The sequence below is a fragment of the Pantoea sp. BRR-3P genome, from assembly GCF_039621635.1.
Lineage (GTDB): Bacteria > Pseudomonadota > Gammaproteobacteria > Enterobacterales > Enterobacteriaceae > Pantoea > Pantoea floridensis.
The window spans coordinates 280104-300946 of record NZ_CP155066.1 but is presented as its reverse complement, the minus strand read 5'-3'; the positions used below and the strand labels follow the sequence as shown (position 1 = coordinate 300946).

The window sequence follows — 20843 nt, the reverse complement described above, 5'->3', positions numbered from 1 at the left end:
ATTATTGTCGGGCGAAAAAAAAAGCAGCCTCATGGGCTGCTTTCAGAAAGCGATGACTCTTATTGTCCGGCGATTTTCATCTCCGGCAGCAGCACCGAACCGCATTGTATATTGCTGCGCGTTTCAATGTCGTTACCGACAGTTACCATATTGAGCCACATATCCTTGAGGTTTCCGGCGATTGTGATCTCGCTCACAGGATATTGAATCTCACCGTTTTCGACCCAAAAACCTGACGCACCGCGGGAATAGTCCCCGGTCATGCCGTTGATGCTGGAACCCATCATCTCGGTTACCACTAAACCGGTGCCCATCTGCTTCAGCATGTCGTCAAAGCTGTGGCCCTGTCCGGCGATGCGCCAGTTGTGGATGCCGCCCGCGTGGCCGGTGCTCTGCAAGCCCAGCTTACGCGCCGAATAGCTGGTCAATAACCAGTTTTGCAACACGCCGTCTTTGATGATGTCTCGCGACTGGGTGCGCACGCCTTCGCTGTCGAACGGCGTGGAGGCCAGGCCTTTCAGCAGATGCGGATGTTCTTCAATCGTCAGCCACTCCGGCAGAATTTGCTTGCCGAGTGAATCCAGCAGGAAGGTGGATTTACGATAGACGCTGCTGCCGCTGATCATGCCAACCAAATGGCCAAACAGGCCAGTGGCGACTTCCGGCGCGAAGATAACAGGCGCTTTCATGGTGGAGAGCTTGCGCGGTGCCAAACGTGCCAGCACGCGACGCGCGCACTCTGCACCGACCCAATCCGCGCTTTTCAGATCGTCAAATGAACGGCCAATGGTGTACGCGTAATCGCGCTCCATATTGCCGTCCTGCTCCGCAATGACGCAGCTGGAGAGCGAATGGCGGCTCGAGCAATAGCTCTGCAACATGCCGTGGCTGTTACCGAAAACTTTAATGCCGACGTGGCTATTAAAACTGCCGCCTTCGGTATTGGTGATGCGCTTGTCGGCCTGCAATGAAGCCTGTTCCGCCTGCGCCGCCAGTTCGATCGCGCGATCGGCATCGATCTCCCATGGATGGTAGAGATCGAGATCCGGCGCTTCAAATGCCAGCAGTTCGGGATCGGCAGGGGCGCCAAAAGGATCAACCGAGGTGTAACGCGCAATATCGATCGCCGCCTGCACCGTGCGTTTGATCGCATCCGGGCTAAGATCGGTTGATGAAGCGCTGCCTTTGCGATTTTGATGGTAGACGGTGATGCCGAGCGCACCATCGCTGTTGAATTCGACGTTTTCCACTTCGCCATAGCGGGTGCTGACGCCGATGCCGGTGGTTTTCGTGACCGCCACTTCAGCGCCATCGGTGCTGGCTTTTGCCAATTCCAACGCCTGCGCGACAGCCTGTTCCAACACTTTACGTTGTTCTGCAACCTGAGTAGATACGTTCATCGACCTGCCGTCTAATCTTAAGTATGAATGAATTGAGTCTATCAGACTCAGAGAACAATTTCGCAGTCGCCCGATAAACTGGTAGGATTAGCCTCTTTTTTTTAGGGAGCCAAGAGATGACCAAGCAGCCCGAAGACTGGCTCGACGATGTGCCGGATAATAATGACGAAGAAGATGAAGAGATTATCTGGGTCAGCAAAAGCGAAATTAAACGCGATGCCGAAGAGCTGAAACGCCTTGGTGCCGAGTTAGTTGACCTGGGGAAAAACTCCCTCGACAAAATCCCCCTCGACGAACAGCTGCGCGACGCGATTGAACTGGCGCAGCGCATCAAGAAAGAAGGCCGTCGCCGTCAGCTGCAGCTGATTGGTAAGATGCTGCGCGCACGCGATGAAGATCCGATTCGTCAGGCGCTGGATAAGCTGAAGAACCGTCACAACCAGCAGGTTGCGCTGTTCCACAAGCTTGAGATTTTGCGCGATCGTTTGATCGAGCAGGGTGATGACGCGGTAGCCGAAGTGTTTAACCTCTACCCGCACGCCGATCGCCAGCAGCTGCGCAGCATGATCCGTAACGCGCAGAAAGAGAAAGCCACCAATAAGCCACCAAAATCTGCACGCCAGATTTTCCAGTATTTGCGCGAGCTGGCAGAAGCGTAAGTTTTCAGCGGACATGAAAAAGGTCGGCATGAATGCCGACCTTACGATGTGCCGTTATAGGGTGGCCATTGATGGCCACCGCTAAATCAGCGCCCTAACCGCTCCAGCAGTTTCTGGTGAATGCCACCAAACCCGCCGTTACTCATTACCAGAATCGAATCGCCTGGCTGGGCTTTTTTCGCCACCATCTCGACCAGCGTATCAATATCCGCGCTCCACTGCGCCGGTTGGATGCACGCTTCCGCCACATCGGAAACCTGCCACGGAATATGGTGCGGCTGGAACAGGAACACTTCATCTGCGCGCCCTAAAGAAGGCGCCAGCTCATTCTTACTCACGCCCATTTTCATGGTGTTGGAACGCGGCTCCAGTACCGCCAGAATGCGCGCCGTGCCGCCCACTTTGCTGCGCAGCGCCGCCAGCGTGGCCAGAATCGCCGTAGGGTGATGAGCAAAATCGTCATACACTTTGATGGCATTCACTTCACCGCGCAGTTCAAGACGACGACGGGCATTAATGAAGCTGCTCAGCGCTTCACCGGCATCCACCGGTTTCACACCGACATGGCGGGCAGCTGCAATCGCCATCAGACCATTATGCATGTTGTGTTCGCCAACCAGCGCCCAGTTCACTTCGCCCACTTTCTCGCCATCGAGCCAGATTTCCCAATGTGAGGAGTCAGGCGTGAGCTTTTTCGCCTGCCAGTGACCGTTATCACCCACGGTTTCCTGCTCACTCCAGCAGCCCATCGCCATCACCTGCTTGAGGTTGTTGTCGTGTTCCGGCAGCAGGATCTTGCCCTGGCCCGGCACGATGCGGATCAAGTGATGGAACTGCTTCTGGATCGCACGCAGATCGTCAAAGATATCGGCGTGATCGAATTCGAGGTTGTTGAGGATCAGCGTGCGCGGGCAGTAATGCACAAATTTGGAACGCTTGTCGAAGAACGCGCTGTCGTACTCATCCGCTTCGATGACGAAGAATGGACTTTTTCCTAATTTTGCCGAAACCTCAAAGTTTCCTGGCACACCACCGATGATGAAGCCCGGTTCAAGGCCGCAAGCCTCGAGAATCCACGCTGCCATGCCGGCTGTGGTGGTTTTACCGTGCGTTCCGGCAACGGCCAGCACCCAACGATCGCGCAGCACGAAATCGTGTAGCCACTGCGGTCCAGAAAGGTAAGGAATGTTCCGTTCCAGTACCGCTTCCACACACGGATTACCGCGCGTCATTGCGTTGCCAATGATCACAAGATCCGGCTGCGGATTAAGCTGACTAACGTCGTAACCTTCAGTTAATTCAATGCCTTGCTGTTCCAGCAACGTGCTCATCGGCGGATAGACATTGGCGTCTGAGCCGGTAACTTCATGTCCCAGCGCGCGCGCGAGCATCGCCAGGCCACCCATGAAAGTGCCACAAATCCCGAGGATGTGAATACGCATAAAGAGATCCATTACTCAAAAGTTCGGCGCACAGTGTAACGCCGAGTTGAGAGGGAAGAAACGGATTAGGACTATGGTTTTTAAAGTTCAATCGGCTAAACTGCGCTCATACGTTGGTAGCTTGTTACAGCTGCTGCCACTCCATCGTAGATTCAGGGAATGTGTTATGAAAACGTTAGGCGAATTCATCGTCGAGAAGCAACACGACTTTCCACACGCCACAGGTGAACTGACGGCGCTGATTTCTTCCATTAAGCTTGGCGCTAAAATTATCCATCGCGACATCAATAAAGCGGGTCTGGTGGATATTCTGGGTGCCAGCGGCGTGGAAAACGTGCAGGGTGAGCAGCAGATGAAGCTCGATCTGTTCGCTAACGAAAAGCTGAAAGCCGCTTTGAAAGCGCGTGGCGTGGTGGCCGGTATCGCCTCGGAAGAAGAAGATGAGTTTGTCATCTTTGAAGGTTCAGAGAATGGCAAATACGTGGTGTTGATGGATCCGCTGGATGGTTCTTCGAATATCGATGTTAACGTCTCCGTGGGTACCATTTTCTCCATCTATCACCGTATCAGCGAGCCTGGCACGCCGATTACCGAAGCCGACTTTATGCAGCCGGGCAACAAGCAGGTTGCGGCCGGTTACGTGGTGTACGGCTCCTCGACCATGATGGTGTATACCACTGGCGTGGGCGTGCATGCGTTTACTTACGATCCGTCACTCGGCGTGTTCTGCCTGAGCCACGAGCGCATGACCTTCCCAGAGAAGGGTTACACCTATTCGATTAACGAAGGTAACTACATTCGCTTCCCACAGGGCGTGAAGAAATACCTGAAGTTCTGTCAGGAAGAAGATATCGCCACCAAGCGTCCGTATACCTCGCGCTACATTGGTTCATTAGTGGCCGATTTCCATCGTAACCTGCTGAAAGGCGGCATCTATCTTTATCCAAGCACCGCCAGCCATCCGCAAGGCAAGCTGCGTCTGCTGTACGAATGCAACCCAATGGCCTTCCTCGCTGAGCAAGCGGGCGGTAAAGCCAGCGACGGTGCCAATCGCATCCTTGATATCCAGCCAGAAACGCTGCACCAGCGCTGCCCGTTCTTCTGCGGCAACGATGCGATGGTAGGCGACGTTGAACGCTTTATCCGTGAGTACCCGGACGACCATTCAGCGTAAGTTGCCAGCCTGATGCAATGAAGCCCGCCTCCGTGCGGGCTTTTTATTGCTGCGTATGAATGCGCCTCCTTACGAAGGCAGAGCAGCAACCACGCGGAAATGCGCCATCGAATCCTGCAACTGCTGCGACTGCGCTTCCAGCGATTGCGTAGCGGCGCTGGCTTCTTCCACCAATGCGGCGTTTTGCTGAGCTGCTTCATCCATCTGCGTCACCGCCTGATTCACCTGCTCAATGCCGCGACTCTGCTCTTGCGAGGCGATGGAAATCTCTTTCATCAGCGAGGTCACGCGCATCACTTCGCTGGAGATTTCATCCATGGTTTCACCCGCGCGCGTAGCCATGTCGCTGCCCTCTTTTACGCGCGATTGCGATTCCGCGATCAGCTCACGAATCTCTTTGGCCGCAGTTGCGCTGCGACCCGCCAGCGAGCGCACTTCATTAGCGACCACGGCAAAACCGCGCCCTTGCTCACCGGCTCGTGCCGCTTCGACCGACGCGTTCAGGGCGAGGATGTTGGTCTGGAAGGCAATGCCATCAATCACGCTGAGGATGTCGCCAATACGGTTAGAGCTTTGCGTGATTTCCTGCATTTTCTCCATCACATAGCCCACCACTTCGGCACCGCGATCGGCGCTGTCGGATACATTGCTGGCAAGCTGATTGGCCTCTTTGGCATTGCTGGCGTTGAGGCGCACGGTGGCCGTCAGCTGCTCCATGCTGGCGGCGGTTTGCTCCAGCGAGGCGGCGGACTCTTCGGTACGCTGGGAAAGATGCACGGTGCCCGCCGCTAACTCGCGACTGCCCACGTCAATTTGCAAGCTGGCTTCACGCACCGAGCTCACCGAGCTGCTCAGGGCCTGCTGCATGTTGGCCAGCGCCTGATTAAGACGGCCCAGCTCATTTTTCCCGGCTTCAGGCAGCGGCTGCGATAAATCGCCCGCGGCAATCTGCTCAAGATGCTGAATCGCACCATCGAGCGGCCGTAGCAGTAAACGACGCAACAGTTCCCAGGCCAATGCGATCAGCAGCAATGTCAGCGCCATCGCTACACCAATCATGATCTTCATCTGCGTTTCATTGCGCGCCGCCTGCGCCAGACGGGCAGCGGAGATGCCGTCGGCGTAGAGGCTAAAGTCATTGACGGCTTTGGCATAGTTGCCCGCTAGCGTCGAAAGATTGCCCTCCAGCACCTGGTAATACTCATCGGTGTACTGTTTTTCCAGCGCATCCATCATCGGCATAATCGCGCCCTTGTGATACGCCGCAAACGTCGCCGCCACGGCATCGGCGAGGGTTTTTCCCTGCGCCGTCACCGTTCCCGCGTCAATAAAGGCGTTGAGATGGCGCTGAGAGCTTGCCACATCCGCCTGCGCCTGTTTGGTGACGCTGCTGCCTTCATCCAGTAAGCCAATTTCAATTTTGCGCACCGCCAATGCTGCGCTCGCGCGCGCGCGCATCAGATCGGCATTGCTTTGGTACAAACTGTTCAACTCAATCCCCTGAATACGATTAATGGTATCAAGTGATTGATTGCCAGAGTTAATAGCAGAAATGCCCATGGCGCTTACCACCAATAACAGCAGCGTCATAAAAGCCAGGAGCGTGAGTAATGCAGTACGAATTGATAGCTTTTTGATCATGATTGTCCCCGTTTGCACGAAAAGGCAGAAATCCGCTGGCCCTAAAACGGAGAGATTATCGGCAGTGTCGCAGGGAAACTTTATCCTTTGTTGATGGTCAATCTGCTCACTAACGCCTACGCTTCACTTTTGTTGAAGTCCGCTGCAGAAAATTAAGGAAGGAAATGATGAAAAAATGGCTCCCGGTCGCGTTGTTACTGGTTAGTGGTTTTGCCTCGGCGCAGCAGCAAAACCCCATCGATCAGCAGCTCGACCAGTGTATGAACAAGGAATCTACCACCCTCGGTATGTCGAAGTGCTACGACACTGCCAGTAAGGCGTGGGACAAAGAGATGAACGTGCAGTACACCCAAGCGATGAAAAAATTAACCGGCGACCCTAAAGACAAATTGCGCAGCGCCCAGCGCGCCTGGCTGGCGTATCGCGACAGCTGGCTTGATGCCAGCCGCAGTTATTTCCTGAGCAGCCAGGGCAGCATGGCAGCGCTATCGGTGGGTGCCCAGGGCGTGAGCCTGGTTCGGAATCAGGCGCTGATGTTGCAATCAATTAACAAAGGCAGTTGCGCCAACCCCGACGATTGTTGATTAATGGAGGCGTTAAAATAACGCTGAGCGCTGGCCACTTGTCAGCGCGCCCATCAATCGTCAGGGAGAAACCATGGCTGCTTATGCCTCCACCATCATTCTTGTTTGCCTCGCCGTCCTCAGTTACTTCGTCCATAACAGCGCCGTTACCATTTCTATTCTGATTCTGCTGGCGATTAAGCTCACGCCGCTGTCGCAGTTCTTTCCCTATGTGGAAAAACAGGGCATTCAGATTGGCATTATTATCCTGACCGTTGCCGTGATGGCGCCGCTGGCTAGCGGTACGCTGCCGGCCTCTTCGCTGCTGAAATCGTTCGCGAATTGGCAATCGATTGTGGCCATTGTGGTGGGCATTTTTGTCGCCTGGCTGGGTGGCCGCGGCGTTAACTTTATGAGCGTACAGCCGTCGGTAATTGGTGGATTGTTAATTGGCACCGTGATTGGCGTGGCCTTCTTCCGCGGCGTGCCGGTCGGACCACTGATTGCTGCCGGTATCGTCTCGCTGTTTGTCACCGCGAAGTAGCAGGTTGGAGCATTCTGAAACGCCAAAAAGGGGGCATACTTTCAGAGTCAGTTGGCTATAATAGCCGTCACTCAACATATGACTAATGAAGGAAAGCCAGATGAGTTTGAACCAGGTGCCTGCAGGTAAAGAGTTGCCAGAAGATATCTATGTTGTCATCGAGATCCCGGCCAACGCCGATCCGATCAAATATGAAGTCGACAAAGAGTCTGGTGCCCTGTTTGTAGACCGTTTCATGTCTACCGCCATGTTCTATCCGTGCAACTACGGTTACATCAACCACACGCTGTCTCTGGATGGTGATCCGGTTGACGTACTGGTGCCAACCCCATATCCGCTGGTGCCGGGCTCAGTGATTCGCTGCCGCCCAGTTGGCGTGCTGAAAATGACCGACGAGTCTGGTGAAGATGCCAAGCTGGTTGCGGTTCCGCACACCAAGCTGAGCAAAGAGTACGATCACATCAAAGATGTGAACGACCTGCCAGAACTGCTGAAAGCCCAGATCACCCACTTCTTTGAGCACTACAAAGATCTGGAAAAAGGCAAATGGGTGAAGGTTGACGGCTGGGATAACGCGGAAGCGGCCAAAGCTGAAATCATCGCTTCGTACGAGCGCGCACAGAAGAAATAAGCAAGCCTGGTGCGCATGAATGCGCGCCCTGCTTTCCCTGTAAGGTCGTCATTCATGGTGACCGGTTTGCAGATAAAAAAACACCGTCCAATGGACGGTGTTTTTATTTATGCTTCTGTTTCGTCATCACGCCGTAGCCAGTCGCCGCTCGCGATGCGCGTACGCCCCGCGATTGAGCGTTGATAGACATACAGCCAGGCACTGCCGTAAGGCGTCTGGATGAGTTGGCGTTTGTATTCGCCATTTTTAGTGCGCAAGGCATCAAGCTCGCCGAGCGTGCTGGCGTCGATGCGATAAACCTCGCAAGAGACGTTTCCTTCGCCTGCAACCACGCCCGGATAGTGACCCAGATTGTAGAGATCAAACCCGACAATCTGATGGTCACCTAACCATTGCGCATTCGTCATCCAATGACTGTTTCCCTGTTTGCGCCGTAAACTACCATAGACAATTATTCGCATTGCTAAAACTCAAACTGATAGAGCAAATCCAATGCCTGGTCGAGACCCGACACGGCTTCTAAATAGAGTTTGGGCATCAGGCGATAACGCAAGGTTAAAGTCGCCAGTGAATCAAATATGCCAACACCGTATTTTACTTGTAGACCTGGCAACACATAACCACTGACCTGCACTTGCTGGCTGTCGCCCACGCCTGCGGTGTCAACTGCGAGGTTACTGACGCCGAATGTCTCGCCGATTTTACCCACAACCTGACCACTTTGTGCAACCCCCAAACCTACCAGCGCTGAAGTTAATGCATTACTGTCACCATCGCTGCCCAGTCCCTGACCGCGTAATAAGTAAGAAAGTGCTTCCTGCTGAGACATAGCCGGATCGGAGAACACTTCCACTTTCGGCTCATCCGCCAGCCCCGTCACGCGCAGGCCCGCTGTCACGTCATCCTCGGTGGCTTCCGGATTACGGATCGCTTCCAGGTTGACGTAAGGTTGATCCGGCGGCCCCGCGAATTGCAGCTCGCCTTTACGCACCACCAGATCCTGACCATAGGCGTGGAAACGGCCGGATGGAATATTGATTTGCCCGTTCAGACCAAGGCCATTTTTATCCTGCACCAGCTTCAGATCGCCATTCAGCTTGGCTTTCAGGCCAAATGCTGAAAGGCGTACGTCGTTGCCCACGTGGATAATCAGATTGCTGTTGATCGGAATGGCAGCCGTTTTTGGCTGAATCGGTTTGAGATTTTCATCCAGCATCACTTCATCCGAGGAGACGCCGGTGGCGCTTTCTGGCACTTCCTGCACGGTGATGCGCGCCCACGGAATATCCACTTTACCGTCCAGATTGAACGCGGCTGGCGTGGCTTCAAACACCAAATCTGGCGATACATCCATGCGCACCATCGGCGGGACGGTGACGCGTACGCGGCTGCCCTGCGCCGCCACGCGGGCTCGCCAGTTATCCAACTGGCTCCAGTCAGCGTCACCGCTCAGATTGATATTGCCCTGCGCCGTCTGGATCAGGCCGTTGAGCGTTGAGCTCATGCCGTTGAACACCATATTGAGGTTGGCAGCGGTGAGATCGACCGGCATAAAGCTGCCGTCGACATCCACATCCCTGAGCCCCAGCTGGCCAAACACCTGCGGCTGCTGCAGCGTACCGCCAAGGCGCAGATTGCTGTTCAGGTTGCCTTTGATCTTCTCACCTGACATCAGCGCGGGATTGAGCATCGCCAGCGAAATATTGCTGATGCCGATGTTGCCCGACAGCTGACGGCGGTTCTGCGGATCGGCAATTTGTACGTTACCGCTTAGCTGCCCGTTATTAACGATATGGATCAGCCAATCCAGCTGCGCACGACCGTTACGCAGCGCCGCATTCAGATTCAGCGTATCGAAGGCGATGGGTAAGCTGTTGCCTTGAACATCCTGCTCCACCTTCACGCCATTACCTTTCAGCGAAACGGAACCGGTTGGCAACGCGCCGTCAGCCGTCCAGTTGACGCGCGCATCACCGCTGAACACCCCGTTCAGTTTGGTGGCATCAGTGAGGAACGGTTTGATCATCGCCAGATCGAAGCGATTGAGCACAACGTGTGCATGTCCACTGGCGCCTGCTTCAATCGGTTCTGGCACGCACAGCTGCGCATTAGGATTCTGCCAGCAGTGCGGCCCAATGGTCGCCGTCTGTTTACTGTTGAGGTAATCAATGGCCATTGCGCGCGTCAGGCGCCATTCGCCTACCGGCGTGTCAAAGTGGGTGTTGTTAAGATTGCCCTGCCAGCGCTCAGTTTTGCGATCGAAACTGCCGTTAAGCGCCAGCTGACCGGAAACCGGTTCGCCCTCAACATTGAGCTTCAGCTGATGCTGATGCTCATTACCGTCGGCATTCAGCGTCAGCAGATTCACTTTCAAAGCATCTTGCTGCAGCTGTTCCACGCGTAATTGCAGCTTCCCGGCCACCTGATCGCTGGATTTCACATCTCCCAGCAAGGCGATGCGCCGGATTTGCAGCTGCTGCCAGCGCAAGCCGGTTGCCGTGAGATCGGCCAGCAGCTGCGGTGCCTGCAGAGTGCCACGCGCTTTAAGGGTGCCTTTCGCTACGCCGCCAAGGCCAGGTAGCGCGTTGTTCAACTGCGGCGCATCAAGCGTGGCATCAAGGTTGAGGCTATCACCCAGCTCGCCCTTCACGTCCAGATGGTTACGTCCCAGCGCCAGATTCAGGCCGGGAATTTTCCACTGGTTGTAGCTGTTGCCGGTTAACGTGCCGTTGGCACTCAGCGCGTTCTGTTTCACGTTACCTTTCAGCGCTAGCTGCGGCACGCTGAGCTGCCAGCTTCCGCCGTACAGACTCCCGCGCGTGGCTATTTTGCCATCCAATTTCGCTGGCCAATCCGGATACTGTTTGGCGGTGTTAATACCTGACAGCGTCAGCTCGCTGCGCCAGCTGATGGCTTTACTCCAGTCCACCAGCGCGGTCAGATCGATATTGCCCTGCAGCGCCGCGACGCGCAGTTTATCGAGATTGAACTGCTGCTCGTTGCCTTTGCCGTCCAGTGCAATCGTCGCCGGTGGCACCCCTTCGCCTTTCACTGCGGTGCGCAGCGACATCACGTAGTCGGTGGCTTTGCCCTTGAACTGATAATCCAGATTATCGGCCTGATACTGCACCGGGCCGGTTAGCGGCCAGCGCAGCTGCGGACTGGTGAGATGCAACGCCAGCGGTAAACCGGCGACCGCAGGTTGGGCACTGGCATCAAGCTGCGCGCGCACCGGGCCAGAGAGATTGAGCCCCAGCTTCAACTCCTCGCGCATTGCGCCACCGAGGTGCATTTTGATCTTCTCACCCTTAATGGGATCGAGATTGAGCGTGCCGTTCAGCGCAAAATTCATCGGCCAATTATCGGCAAGGGTGGCTTCGCCGCTGGCGTTTACCTGCCCCTGCGGCGAATCAACATCGAAGGTTTCTAACTGCAAATGGCGATCGGCGGTTTTCGCTTTGAGCAACAAGCGTGTAATAGAGACGTCGGTATCGCCGGTAATACGCAGCTGTTCTCCCAGCAGCTCCTGTACGGTGATATCCAGCGGCAGCTGGAAGTCAGGCATTTCGGGCAGCAGCGGCTTAGCAAACATCTCCTGTAGCGTTTCACCGAGGGGTTTTTCCAGCGGCTGTGGCTGCTGCACTTTGGGCTGCACCACTTGCTCATCCACCACTTTGGCCGCTTTCGGTAGCGCAATCAGCAGGCTTTGGATATGGGTGGGCGTCAGCGTCAGCGCACGATCTTGCCACTGCAGGCCGGTGGTAAAATCGAGCAGGGAAATCGCGGTGTCATCGACCTTAACGTTGATGTTATGCAAACCCACTTTGCTTAATGTTATGGGATAAGGCGTGCTGAGATTGGTGCTGCCGCTCTCCTCTTCCGGTGGCGGCGCGCTGGCGGGAGCCATTTTTTTGCTATCCACCACCACGCTAACATCCTGCAAGGCGATATCATTCACACACACAGAGGAGTGCAGCAAACAGTTGAGATTCAGCGCCAGATGGAAGCGCCCGGCATCCACGCTGACGCCTGGCATTTCATACTTCACGCCGCTCAGCGTGAGATCGCGCCAGCCGCCGTCAACCTGTTTGATCGATAAGCCCGGCACCCAGCGATCGGCGCCTTTCAGCAGCAGATGCAAACCGGGCGTGGTGCCAACCAAAAATGCGATGCCGCCAAGCAGCAGCACTAAAAAAATAGCGATACCAATTAGGACCTTTTTCCATAGCTTCATAGTTCAGGCCCCAATCCTACGTAAAATTGCAATCCATGCTCCTTGTCATCGCCAATCGGCCGTGCGATATCAAACTTGATCGGCCCCACCGGAGAAGACCAGCGCACGCCGAAGCCCGCGCCGGTTTTAACGTTGCTCTGCTTAATGTCGTTGACGGCTTCACCGGAATCGACAAACACCGCGCCCCACCATTTTCCGGTCACGTTATATTGATATTCGAGCGAGCCGGTGGCCATTTTTGAGGCACCGGTCAGCTTGCCATTATCATCACGCGGCGAGATGTCTTTATATTTGTACCCACGAATACTGCGATCGCCACCGGCGAAGAAGCGCAGGTCCGGCGGCACTTTGTCGAAATTGTTGGTTTCAATCCAACCGAGATTGCCGCGCGCCACGAAGCGATGCTTGTCGGCGAGGGTACGAATCCAGACGTTTTGCGCTTGCAGGATCATGAAATCAACGTCCGATCCCCAGGTGGTATCCGATACATCCACCGAATAACGCTGTGAATCGCCCCACGTTGGCATCAACCCACCGCGCGAACGGGTGCGGTTCAGACTCACGCCCGGATAGAGCAGCATGGTGGTGTTGGTGACGCTGGCCTGAGTAAAGTGATCGAGGCTCCAGCGCAGGTTGATCGCCTTCTGCCAACCGCTGCTGCTGTCCCAGTTGCGCGACATCGCCAGCGTAGTGGTATCGGCTTTAGTGTCATTGAGATCGGTGCGCTTCACGCCGCCGGAGAAGGTGTAATACTGCTCCAGCGGACTTTTCAGCAGCGGCACTTTATAGCTGAGATCGAGCTGCTGCTCAGGCCCGGAGACGTAGGCGCTGGCAGCCAGGCTGTGGCCGCTACTGTTAATCCACGGTTTTTTCCACGTGCCTTTCAGACGCGGACCGACGTCAGTGGAGTAACCCACGCCGGTTTCTATGGTGTTTTCCACCCGTGGCGATACGGCGGCGCTGAGCGGCAGGACTTTGGTTTGACGGCCTTTATCAAACTCCGGTGCCACCACCACCGAGTTAAACCAGCCGGTGGCGGATAAACGGCGGTTGAGCTCGGCTAGATCCCGCGAACTGTAGTGATCGCCTTTTTTAAACGGCACCAGATTCTGCAAGTAGGCTTCGTTGATTTGCGAGCCCTCGAAGCTGACGTCACCAAAACGATAACGCGGACCGCTATCGTAATTGATGTCCCAGAACGCTTCGCGGCGCTCGACCGATACGCCAAGCTGGCTTTGCTTAAAGTCACCGTCAAAGTAACCGTTACGCAATGCCAGGCTGGAGAAACCATTTTTGAATTTGTCGTAGGCGCCGTGATTCAACTGCGTGCCGACTTTTGGAGTGCCCTGTTTAACCCAGGCTTGGTAGTCCTCGTCGGTTTTCGCCTCACCTTCTATCACGATGTTACTGCCACCAATCTTTACCGGTTCGCCAGGCGTAACGTGGGCAATCAACACCGGACGACCACCCTGCGGGGGCGCCGGGCGCGATTCAAAATCGATCTGCGGTTCGTAGTAACCTAGCGCGCGCAGGCCTTCTTTAATCGCCACTGAGACACGAGCCTGGAAACGGCCGTCGTTTGACACCTCGTCACTGCCAATGGTGGACAAGCGTGCCCTGACGTTCTTTTGCAAATCCCCGGTCAGGCCTTCCAACTGCAAGCGCACCTTGGCTGCCTCGACGGCAGGTGCAGCAAGCAACAGGCTGGCCAAACAATAAATATGAAATCGTGGCACACGTACTCCTGTTAATAATGCCGGCCCCTATTCCGCAGGGGCGTTTATTCATTCGAAGGGTATCACCACCGCCGTGTACCCATCAGCATAGCCGCTCTTTTTACCCACAACGGCGACGACGCCAAATTGTGGGCTATTGTCGGTAAATGGGGGAAACGATACAACAGCCAGGCACGTCTTCCGCCTCTGGCACGCACGCACTCGGATTAATCCGAGCGCACAGTGCGCCCCTCTGGCGGCATGATAAGCGCTGCTGCTATAATCAGCGACCAGCAGGCTCCGCCTGCACTCTTTTCTGCCCCGACGTTAACCTTATCTTGTCGATATGGCGCAGACATTTTTGGCACGGATAGCCTGTTTGACTGGCGAGTACCGGATGTACGCCCACTCCCGCGCTGCCCAGGCCAAAAATGACAAGTGATTAACCCAACGGATCTCTTATGCTCGATAGCTTACTTGTCATTCTTTTACTGATTCTCATCAGTTCATTTTTTTCTCTTTCGGAGATCTCGCTGGCGGCTGCCCGCAAGATCAAGCTGAAGTTACTGGCTGACGAAGGCAATATCAACGCACAGCGCGTGCTGAAAATGCAGGAACAACCCGGCATGTTCTTCACCGTGGTGCAAATTGGCCTCAATGCCGTGGCTATCCTCGGCGGTATTGTCGGCGATGCGGCTTTCTCTCCTGCCTTCAATGGCCTGTTTAGCCGCTTTGTGGCCCCAGAACTCGCAGAACAACTCAGTTTTATCTGCTCTTTTACCATTGTAACCAGCCTGTTCATTCTGTTTGCTGATCTCACACCAAAACGCGTGGGGATGATTGCACCGGAAGCGGTGGCGCTGCGTATCATCAACCCTATGCGCTTCTGTTTAGTGGTGCTGCGCCCGCTGGTATGGCTATTCAACGGTTTAGCCAACGTCTTCTTCCGCATGTTCAAATTGCCGATGGTGCGTAAAGACGATATTACCTCCGACGATATTTATGCAGTGGTAGAAGCGGGCGCCCTGGCCGGCGTGCTGCGTAAGCAGGAACATGAGCTGATTGAAAACGTTTTTGAACTGGAATCACGCACCGTGCCGTCATCAATGACCTCGCGCGAGAACGTCGTGTGGTTCGATTTACACGAAGATGAAACGACCCTCAAAACCAAAATCGCTCAGCATCCGCACTCCAAATTTATCGTGTGCGATGGCGATATTGACCATATCGTCGGCTATGTGGATTCGAAAGAACTGCTGCTGCGCGTACTGGGCAACCAGAGTTTGACGCTCAACAGCGGTGTGCAAATTCGCTCGGCGCTGATTGTGCCGGATACGCTGACCCTCTCTGAAGCGCTGGAAAGCTTCAAAACCGCCGGTGAAGACTTCGCGGTGATCATGAACGAATATGCGTTGGTGGTCGGTATCATTACGCTGAATGACGTGATGACCACGCTGATGGGCGATTTGGTCGGACAAGGCCAGGAAGAGCAGATTGTCGCGCGTGATGAGAACTCATGGCTGGTAGAAGGCGGTACGCCGATTGATGACGTCATGCGCGTGCTGGATATCGATGATTTTCCGCAGTCTGGCAATTACGAAACCATTGGCGGCTTCATGATGTACATGCTGCGCAAAATTCCTAAGCGTACCGATTTTGTGAAGTTTTCCGGCTACAAGTTTGAAGTGGTCGATATTGACAGTTACCGCATCGATCAGCTGTTGGTGACACGCATTGATGAACGTCCGCCGGTGCTGAATGTTTCGAAGAATGTGGTGGATGAATCGGAGTCGTCGTAGAGTCGCCAGTTATCGCGTTATGCCGCTCACTTAGGCAAAAAAATGCCTGTTTATGCAGGTGCGCATGAATGCGCACCCTACGAAAATCCGGCTATATCCACGTAGGGTCACCATTCATGGTGACCGATTCACGCTTAACCGACGAGCATTACGCCAGTTATGGCGACCAACACAACACCAACCGCAGAAATACTGAGGGCGCCATCGGCGCCCTTTATTTTGCTTACTTAGTTGTACTCGGCTTGCAGCCGCAGTACCTGGCGGTTGATCTCTGACATCACGCTAAGATGTTGTTTGTCTTTAACGCGAGGCAACATGACTTTGCCTTTATCAAACTCAAACGCGCCAACATCCTTGATATACAACCTTCCTCTAAATAGCGTTTTTACATATTTCGCGATTTGCAGCGGATTATAGCGCTGGAAGATCTTCATGCTGATTAACTCCTGAAAATTTTTTAATACGCTCCGTCGTTACCAAATTTGGCACGAACCCATGAAGCGCAAATGAAGCATAACTATAGAGCATCCTTCGTTGCCGATGTTCCGAAAAAGTGAATTATTTACTGAATTGACACATCATTACAGAATACTCTGTTATCAGCCTCACTAAACCCAGTATAAACCTTCACTCATTATGGAATTGTGGCATAGGTTGCAAACCTGTTAACTCATTACGACAGACGCATCATCCACGCCTAATATTGCAGGAACATGAACAACTGGTCGGATCACCAAGGAGTTTGACAATGCGTTTGGGACATTCTGTATTAGCACTGGCTTTGCTGCTGCCTGCCCTGGCCTCGGCACATGCATTCAAAACGGGTGAACGCGTGCCTGCCGTGGGCATCAATGACCGGGGAGAGCTGCTTTATCAACAAGATAAGTTTAGCTACAAATCCTGGAATAGCGCGCAGCTGAGTGGAAAAGTACGCGTCATCTTACATATCGCTGGCCGTTCGTCCGCTAAAGAGCAGAATGCAGCGCTGATTGAAGCGATTAAAGCGGCGCATCTGCCGCACGATCGTTATCAAACTACCACCATTGTAAATACCGACGATGCCATTCCTGGCACCGGCATGTTTGTACGCAGCAGTATTGAGAGCAATAAGCAGCAATATCCGTGGTCGCAATTTATTGTCGATAGCAACGGCAGCGCTCGGCAGGCCTGGCAGTTAGAGAAAGGCGGATCGGCGATTGTGATATTGGATAACACCGCGCATGTGCGCTATGCCAAAGATGGGCCGCTAACGCAGGATGAAGTGCAGCAGGCGATGAAGCTGATTCATGAGCTGTTGCAGAAGTAAGGATTATCGGGGTCGCCATTCATGGCGTAATGTTCGTCAGTTAAGACATGGAAAACCTCATTACCGAGAGCACACATTGTAGCGGCGCAATTCATTGCGCGATGAATCGCGCCGCTACGGAAGGTGCGGTGATTTGATACGGCGCTGAACCGATCGGCATTACGCCATCAATGGCGGCCCTATCCAATCTTAAAACAGCGAGACGCGGAAACCGGGATTGAGAAACGACTCACGCGGCGTGTAGTCAAGCGTTTTGCCCTGCCAGTCATGCACATGCGCACCTGCAGCAATCGCCACGGCGTGTCCCGCACCGGTATCCCAGATATTTGTCGGTCCAAAGCGCGGATAAAGCTGCGCGGCGCCTTCTGCCACCAGGCAGAACTTCAACGATGAGCCGATGGAGGTAGTTTGATGCTCGCCCAGCTGATGCAGATACTCTTGTAGCTCGGTATCGCTATCAAAATGCGAACGACTTACCACCACCAGTGGCGGACGCGCTTCACGCGCATGGATCTGCGTCTGCTGGCCGTTCTCTTCTTTCCAGGCTTTACCTTCCGCAGCGGAATACATTACGCCCAGTACCGGCGCATACACCACGCCCAACACCGGCTTACCGTTTTCGATGAGCGCAATATTTACCGTAAACTCGCCGTTGCGTTTGATGAACTCTTTGGTGCCATCCAGCGGATCGACCAGCCAATATTTCTGCCAGTGCTGGCGCACTTCCCAGCCCGGCGGATCTTCTTCTGATAACACCGGAACATCGGGCGTAAGTGTGTTTAGCCCGCTAACGATGACCCGGTGCGCGGCAAGATCGGCCGCCGTAACCGGCGAATCATCCGACTTACGCGTGACATCCACCGGCTCTGCACCGTTATAAACCTGCATAATGGCTTCACCCGCTTCACGCGCCAGCTGACAAATTTTATCTAACATTCTGCACCTCTTTTCCGCTGATTCTGCCTGTCAGACATCCACCGCCAACCTGTTCTTATTTTAGCAGTTGTCCTTCGACAGCCTGCGACTGCGCTGTCTGCTACGGCAATCTATATGATTATCAATATCATAGTTCATCAGCTGCGGCTATGGCAGGATGCTGAATGCGCGCTGAGCGCGGCGTATAGCAAGAAATAAGATGGAATTCCGAGCACCATCACAAATTGAAATGATAATTCGTCATCGTTTTACATTATTTTGAGAGGCCCATTGGACCGAACAAGGAGCAAGCGATGTTCAAAGCGAGCATGTCGTTATTGGCGCTGTGTATTTCTGCCGCTACGGTACAGGCTGCTACGGTGGATCTGCGCATTCTGGAAACCACCGATCTGCACAGCAATATGATGGATTTCGATTATTACAAAGATACGCCCACCGAGAAGTTTGGCCTGGTTCGTACCGCGACACTGATTCAGCAGGCGCGCGCTGAAGCGAAGAACAGCCTGCTGGTGGATAACGGCGATATCATTCAGGGAAGTCCGCTGGGTGATTACATGGCGGCGAAGGGGCTAAAACCGGGCGAAGTGCATCCCGTCTATAAGGCAATGAACACGCTGGATTATGTGGTTGGTAACCTGGGCAATCATGAATTCAACTATGGCTTACCGTATCTGCAAAAAGCGCTGGCTGGCGCACGCTTCCCTTACGTCAATGCCAACATTATCGATGAAAAGAGCGGGAAACCGCTGTTTACGCCCTATCTGATCAAAGAAACGACGGTCACGGACCGTGAAGGCAAGCCTCACACGCTAAAAATCGGTTACATCGGCTTCGTTCCACCGCAGATTATGGTGTGGGATCGCAACAATCTGCAGGGAAAAGTGCGGGTTGATGATATTACGGCAACAGCGAAGCGCTATGTGCCGGAAATGCGCACAAAAGGTGCTGAAATTATCGTCGCTATTCCGCACTCCGGCTTAAGCAGCGAACCCTATCACGCCATGGCCGAAAACTCGGTTTACTACCTAAGCCAGGTTCCAGGCATCAACGCCATCATGTTCGGCCATGCGCATGCCGTGTTCCCGAGCAAAGAATTCGCCGCCATACAAGGCGCTGATATTGCACAAGGCACGCTGAACGGTGTTCCCGCCGTCATGCCCGGCATGTGGGGCGATCATCTTGGCGTGGTTGATTTGGTGCTGAATAATGACGGCGGCAAATGGCAGGTGGCGCAGGGCAAAGCCGAAGCGCGTCCGATTTATGACAGCACGGCGAAAAAATCGCTGGCCGCTGAAGATGCCAACTTAGTAAAAGTGCTGGAACAGGATCACCGTGCCACGCGCGAGTTTGTTGCCAAACCGATCGGCAAATCTGCCGACGTGATGTACAGCTACCTGTCGCTGGTACAGGACGATCCCACGGTGCAGATCGTCAATAACGCGCAGCGCGCTTACGTTGAGCACTTTATTCAGGGCGATCCCGATCTCGGCCGCTTGCCGGTGCTCTCCGCCGCGGCACCGTTTAAAGCCGGTGGTCGTAAGAACGATCCCGCCAGCTACGTAGAAGTGGAGAAAGGCAATCTTACCTTCCGTAACGCTGCCGATCTCTATCTCTACCCCAATACGCTGGTGGTGATGAAAGTCAGCGGGGCGCAGGTGAAAGAGTGGCTGGAGTGTTCCGCCGCGCAGTTCAATCAAATTGATCCGCATAGCAGCAAACCGCAATCGCTGATCAACTGGGATTTCCGCACCTATAACTTCGATGTGATCGATGGCGTGCAGTACCAAATCGATGTAACGCAACCGGCGCGTTACGACGCGGAATGTACGCTGATCAACAAGCAGGCATCGCGTATTAAAGACCTCACCTGGCAAGGCAAGCCGATTGATCCCAATGCCACCTTCCTGGTCGCCACCAATAACTACCGCGCTTATGGCGGTAAGTTTGCCGGCACCGGCGATAAGTATGTCGCGTTTGCTTCACCGGATGAGAACCGCTCGGTGGTTGCCGCTTATATCAGCAGCGAGACCAAAGCGCACGGCGAAGTGAAACCGCAGGCTGATCACAACTGGCGCCTGGCACCGATTAGCAGCACCACGCCGCTGGATATCCGTTTTGAAACCGCACCCGGCGCGAAAGCCACGCAGTTTATTGAACAGCATGCCGATTACCCGATGAAAGCGGTAGGCAGCGATGAGATCGGTTTTGCGCTGTGGCAGGTGGATTTGCAGAAGAAATAGTTGCTACAACCGGGTGGCCAGATGCGTTGCTGGCACCCGGCTCTGATGCAATATCGCCAAAATAATGATGCCTTTCCCGCCTGGCTGGTAGTAAACCATGTGGCTGACATAGGGAAAGCTCAGTACACCTTCAGCAACATCCAGCGCTCTGCTTTTTCCCAAATTCGGCATATCGGCAAGTGTGCGCAACGTTTCCTGCAAACGCTTGAGATAGCTTTTCGATTGCGCATCGCCCCACTTCTGCAGGGTAAACCGGCGAATATCGACGATATCCTGCCGCGCTTCATCCGTGAGCTGAAAAGTAGCCATTTAGTCCAGCAGTTGGTCGAAAAAGGTTTCACCATCGGTCAGTTGCCCGTTGGCAATGTCATTTCTGGCACGGGCAATTTTTTCCTGCACAAATTGCTGCTTCATGGCCTCTATCGCCTGATACTCCTCCGCGGAAATCACGACTGCTACCGGCTTTCCGTTACGGCTAATCTGGACCGGTTCACGCTGCGCTTTCAGTAGCATATCGCCAAATTGGGTTTTGGCTTCATTGGCAGAAAGTAAATACATA

The 20843-nt window shown here is 54.2% G+C and carries 18 protein-coding genes; 8 read left to right on the top strand and 10 right to left on the bottom strand.

What is annotated here, in order from left to right; all coding sequences use genetic code 11:
- Positions 1–59: 59 nt before the first annotated feature.
- Positions 60–1400, bottom strand: a complete 1341-nt coding sequence (pmbA, locus tag AAGR08_RS01490) for a metalloprotease PmbA (protein WP_008103558.1) — start codon at positions 1398–1400, stop codon at positions 60–62.
- Between the two features lie 116 nt (positions 1401–1516).
- Between pmbA and yjgA the strand changes: the two genes are divergently transcribed.
- Positions 1517–2059, top strand: coding sequence for a ribosome biogenesis factor YjgA (gene yjgA, locus AAGR08_RS01485; RefSeq protein WP_097095912.1), 543 nt, complete (start codon positions 1517–1519; stop codon positions 2057–2059).
- Positions 2060–2145: 86 nt separating this feature from the next.
- Here the strand turns inward: yjgA and mpl are convergent, their stop codons facing one another.
- Positions 2146–3501, bottom strand: a complete 1356-nt coding sequence (mpl, locus tag AAGR08_RS01480) for a UDP-N-acetylmuramate:L-alanyl-gamma-D-glutamyl-meso-diaminopimelate ligase (protein WP_345828176.1) — start codon at positions 3499–3501, stop codon at positions 2146–2148.
- Between the two features lie 166 nt (positions 3502–3667).
- Here mpl and fbp point away from each other — a divergent pair, with 166 nt between their 5' ends.
- Complete coding sequence (fbp, locus tag AAGR08_RS01475) at positions 3668–4675, top strand: class 1 fructose-bisphosphatase (RefSeq protein ID WP_097095910.1); 1008 nt, start codon at positions 3668–3670, stop codon at positions 4673–4675.
- A 69-nt stretch (positions 4676–4744) separates the two neighbouring features.
- Here fbp and AAGR08_RS01470 read toward each other — a convergent pair whose 3' ends face one another.
- Entirely contained in the window at positions 4745–6313 is a 1569-nt protein-coding gene (locus AAGR08_RS01470) for a methyl-accepting chemotaxis protein (protein WP_345829830.1), read from the bottom strand.
- A gap of 170 nt (positions 6314–6483) precedes the next feature.
- Between AAGR08_RS01470 and AAGR08_RS01465 the strand changes: the two genes are divergently transcribed.
- From AAGR08_RS01465 to ppa, 3 genes are all read left to right on the top strand, one after another.
- A complete protein-coding gene (locus AAGR08_RS01465) occupies positions 6484–6900 on the top strand; it encodes a lysozyme inhibitor LprI family protein (RefSeq protein WP_345828175.1) in 417 nt (138 codons plus the stop codon).
- Between the two features lie 73 nt (positions 6901–6973).
- Positions 6974–7423: a DUF441 domain-containing protein gene (locus AAGR08_RS01460; RefSeq protein ID WP_007892168.1), complete on the top strand. Its 450-nt coding sequence runs from the start codon at positions 6974–6976 to the stop codon at positions 7421–7423.
- A 100-nt stretch (positions 7424–7523) separates the two neighbouring features.
- Positions 7524–8054 (top strand): inorganic diphosphatase, encoded by a 531-nt coding sequence (gene ppa / locus AAGR08_RS01455; protein ID WP_007892166.1) that lies wholly within the window; start codon positions 7524–7526, stop codon positions 8052–8054.
- 107 nt (positions 8055–8161) lie between these two features.
- On the opposite strand, the gene AAGR08_RS01450 is transcribed toward ppa, so the two are convergent.
- From AAGR08_RS01450 to AAGR08_RS01440, 3 genes are read right to left on the bottom strand one after another with little or no spacing between them, the layout of a single operon-like run.
- A complete protein-coding gene (locus AAGR08_RS01450; protein WP_345828172.1) occupies positions 8162–8515 on the bottom strand; it encodes a gamma-glutamylcyclotransferase in 354 nt (117 codons plus the stop codon).
- A gap of 2 nt (positions 8516–8517) precedes the next feature.
- Positions 8518–12288 carry a translocation/assembly module TamB domain-containing protein gene (locus AAGR08_RS01445; RefSeq protein ID WP_345828171.1) on the bottom strand — a complete coding sequence of 1257 codons (3771 nt, stop codon included), beginning with the start codon at positions 12286–12288 and terminating at the stop codon, positions 8518–8520.
- Positions 12285–14024, bottom strand: a complete 1740-nt coding sequence (locus AAGR08_RS01440) for an autotransporter assembly complex family protein (RefSeq protein WP_345828169.1) — start codon at positions 14022–14024, stop codon at positions 12285–12287. The genes AAGR08_RS01445 and AAGR08_RS01440 overlap by 4 nt, the downstream gene beginning before the upstream one ends.
- A gap of 440 nt (positions 14025–14464) precedes the next feature.
- On the opposite strand from AAGR08_RS01440, the gene AAGR08_RS01435 reads away from it, so the two are divergent.
- Positions 14465–15802 carry a hemolysin family protein gene (locus AAGR08_RS01435; protein ID WP_345828167.1) on the top strand — a complete coding sequence of 446 codons (1338 nt, stop codon included), beginning with the start codon at positions 14465–14467 and terminating at the stop codon, positions 15800–15802.
- Between the two features lie 227 nt (positions 15803–16029).
- On the opposite strand, the gene AAGR08_RS01430 is transcribed toward AAGR08_RS01435, so the two are convergent.
- Positions 16030–16236, bottom strand: a complete 207-nt coding sequence (locus AAGR08_RS01430; protein WP_007892150.1) for a DUF1107 domain-containing protein — start codon at positions 16234–16236, stop codon at positions 16030–16032.
- A gap of 314 nt (positions 16237–16550) precedes the next feature.
- On the opposite strand from AAGR08_RS01430, the gene AAGR08_RS01425 reads away from it, so the two are divergent.
- The gene (locus AAGR08_RS01425) at positions 16551–17108 is read left to right on the top strand and encodes a YtfJ family protein (RefSeq protein WP_097095904.1); all 558 of its coding nucleotides are present in this window, start codon (positions 16551–16553) and stop codon (positions 17106–17108) included.
- 189 nt (positions 17109–17297) lie between these two features.
- Here AAGR08_RS01425 and cysQ read toward each other — a convergent pair whose 3' ends face one another.
- A complete protein-coding gene (gene cysQ / locus AAGR08_RS01420; RefSeq protein WP_345828165.1) occupies positions 17298–18044 on the bottom strand; it encodes a 3'(2'),5'-bisphosphate nucleotidase CysQ in 747 nt (248 codons plus the stop codon).
- A gap of 293 nt (positions 18045–18337) precedes the next feature.
- Here cysQ and AAGR08_RS01415 point away from each other — a divergent pair, with 293 nt between their 5' ends.
- The gene (locus AAGR08_RS01415) at positions 18338–20284 is read left to right on the top strand and encodes a bifunctional 2',3'-cyclic-nucleotide 2'-phosphodiesterase/3'-nucleotidase (protein ID WP_345828164.1); all 1947 of its coding nucleotides are present in this window, start codon (positions 18338–18340) and stop codon (positions 20282–20284) included.
- A gap of 3 nt (positions 20285–20287) precedes the next feature.
- Here the strand turns inward: AAGR08_RS01415 and AAGR08_RS01410 are convergent, their stop codons facing one another.
- Positions 20288–20593, bottom strand: coding sequence for a type II toxin-antitoxin system RelE/ParE family toxin (locus AAGR08_RS01410; RefSeq protein ID WP_097095901.1), 306 nt, complete (start codon positions 20591–20593; stop codon positions 20288–20290).
- Entirely contained in the window at positions 20594–20842 is a 249-nt protein-coding gene (locus tag AAGR08_RS01405; protein WP_097095900.1) for a type II toxin-antitoxin system Phd/YefM family antitoxin, read from the bottom strand.
- Between the last annotated feature and the right edge of the window lies 1 nt (position 20843).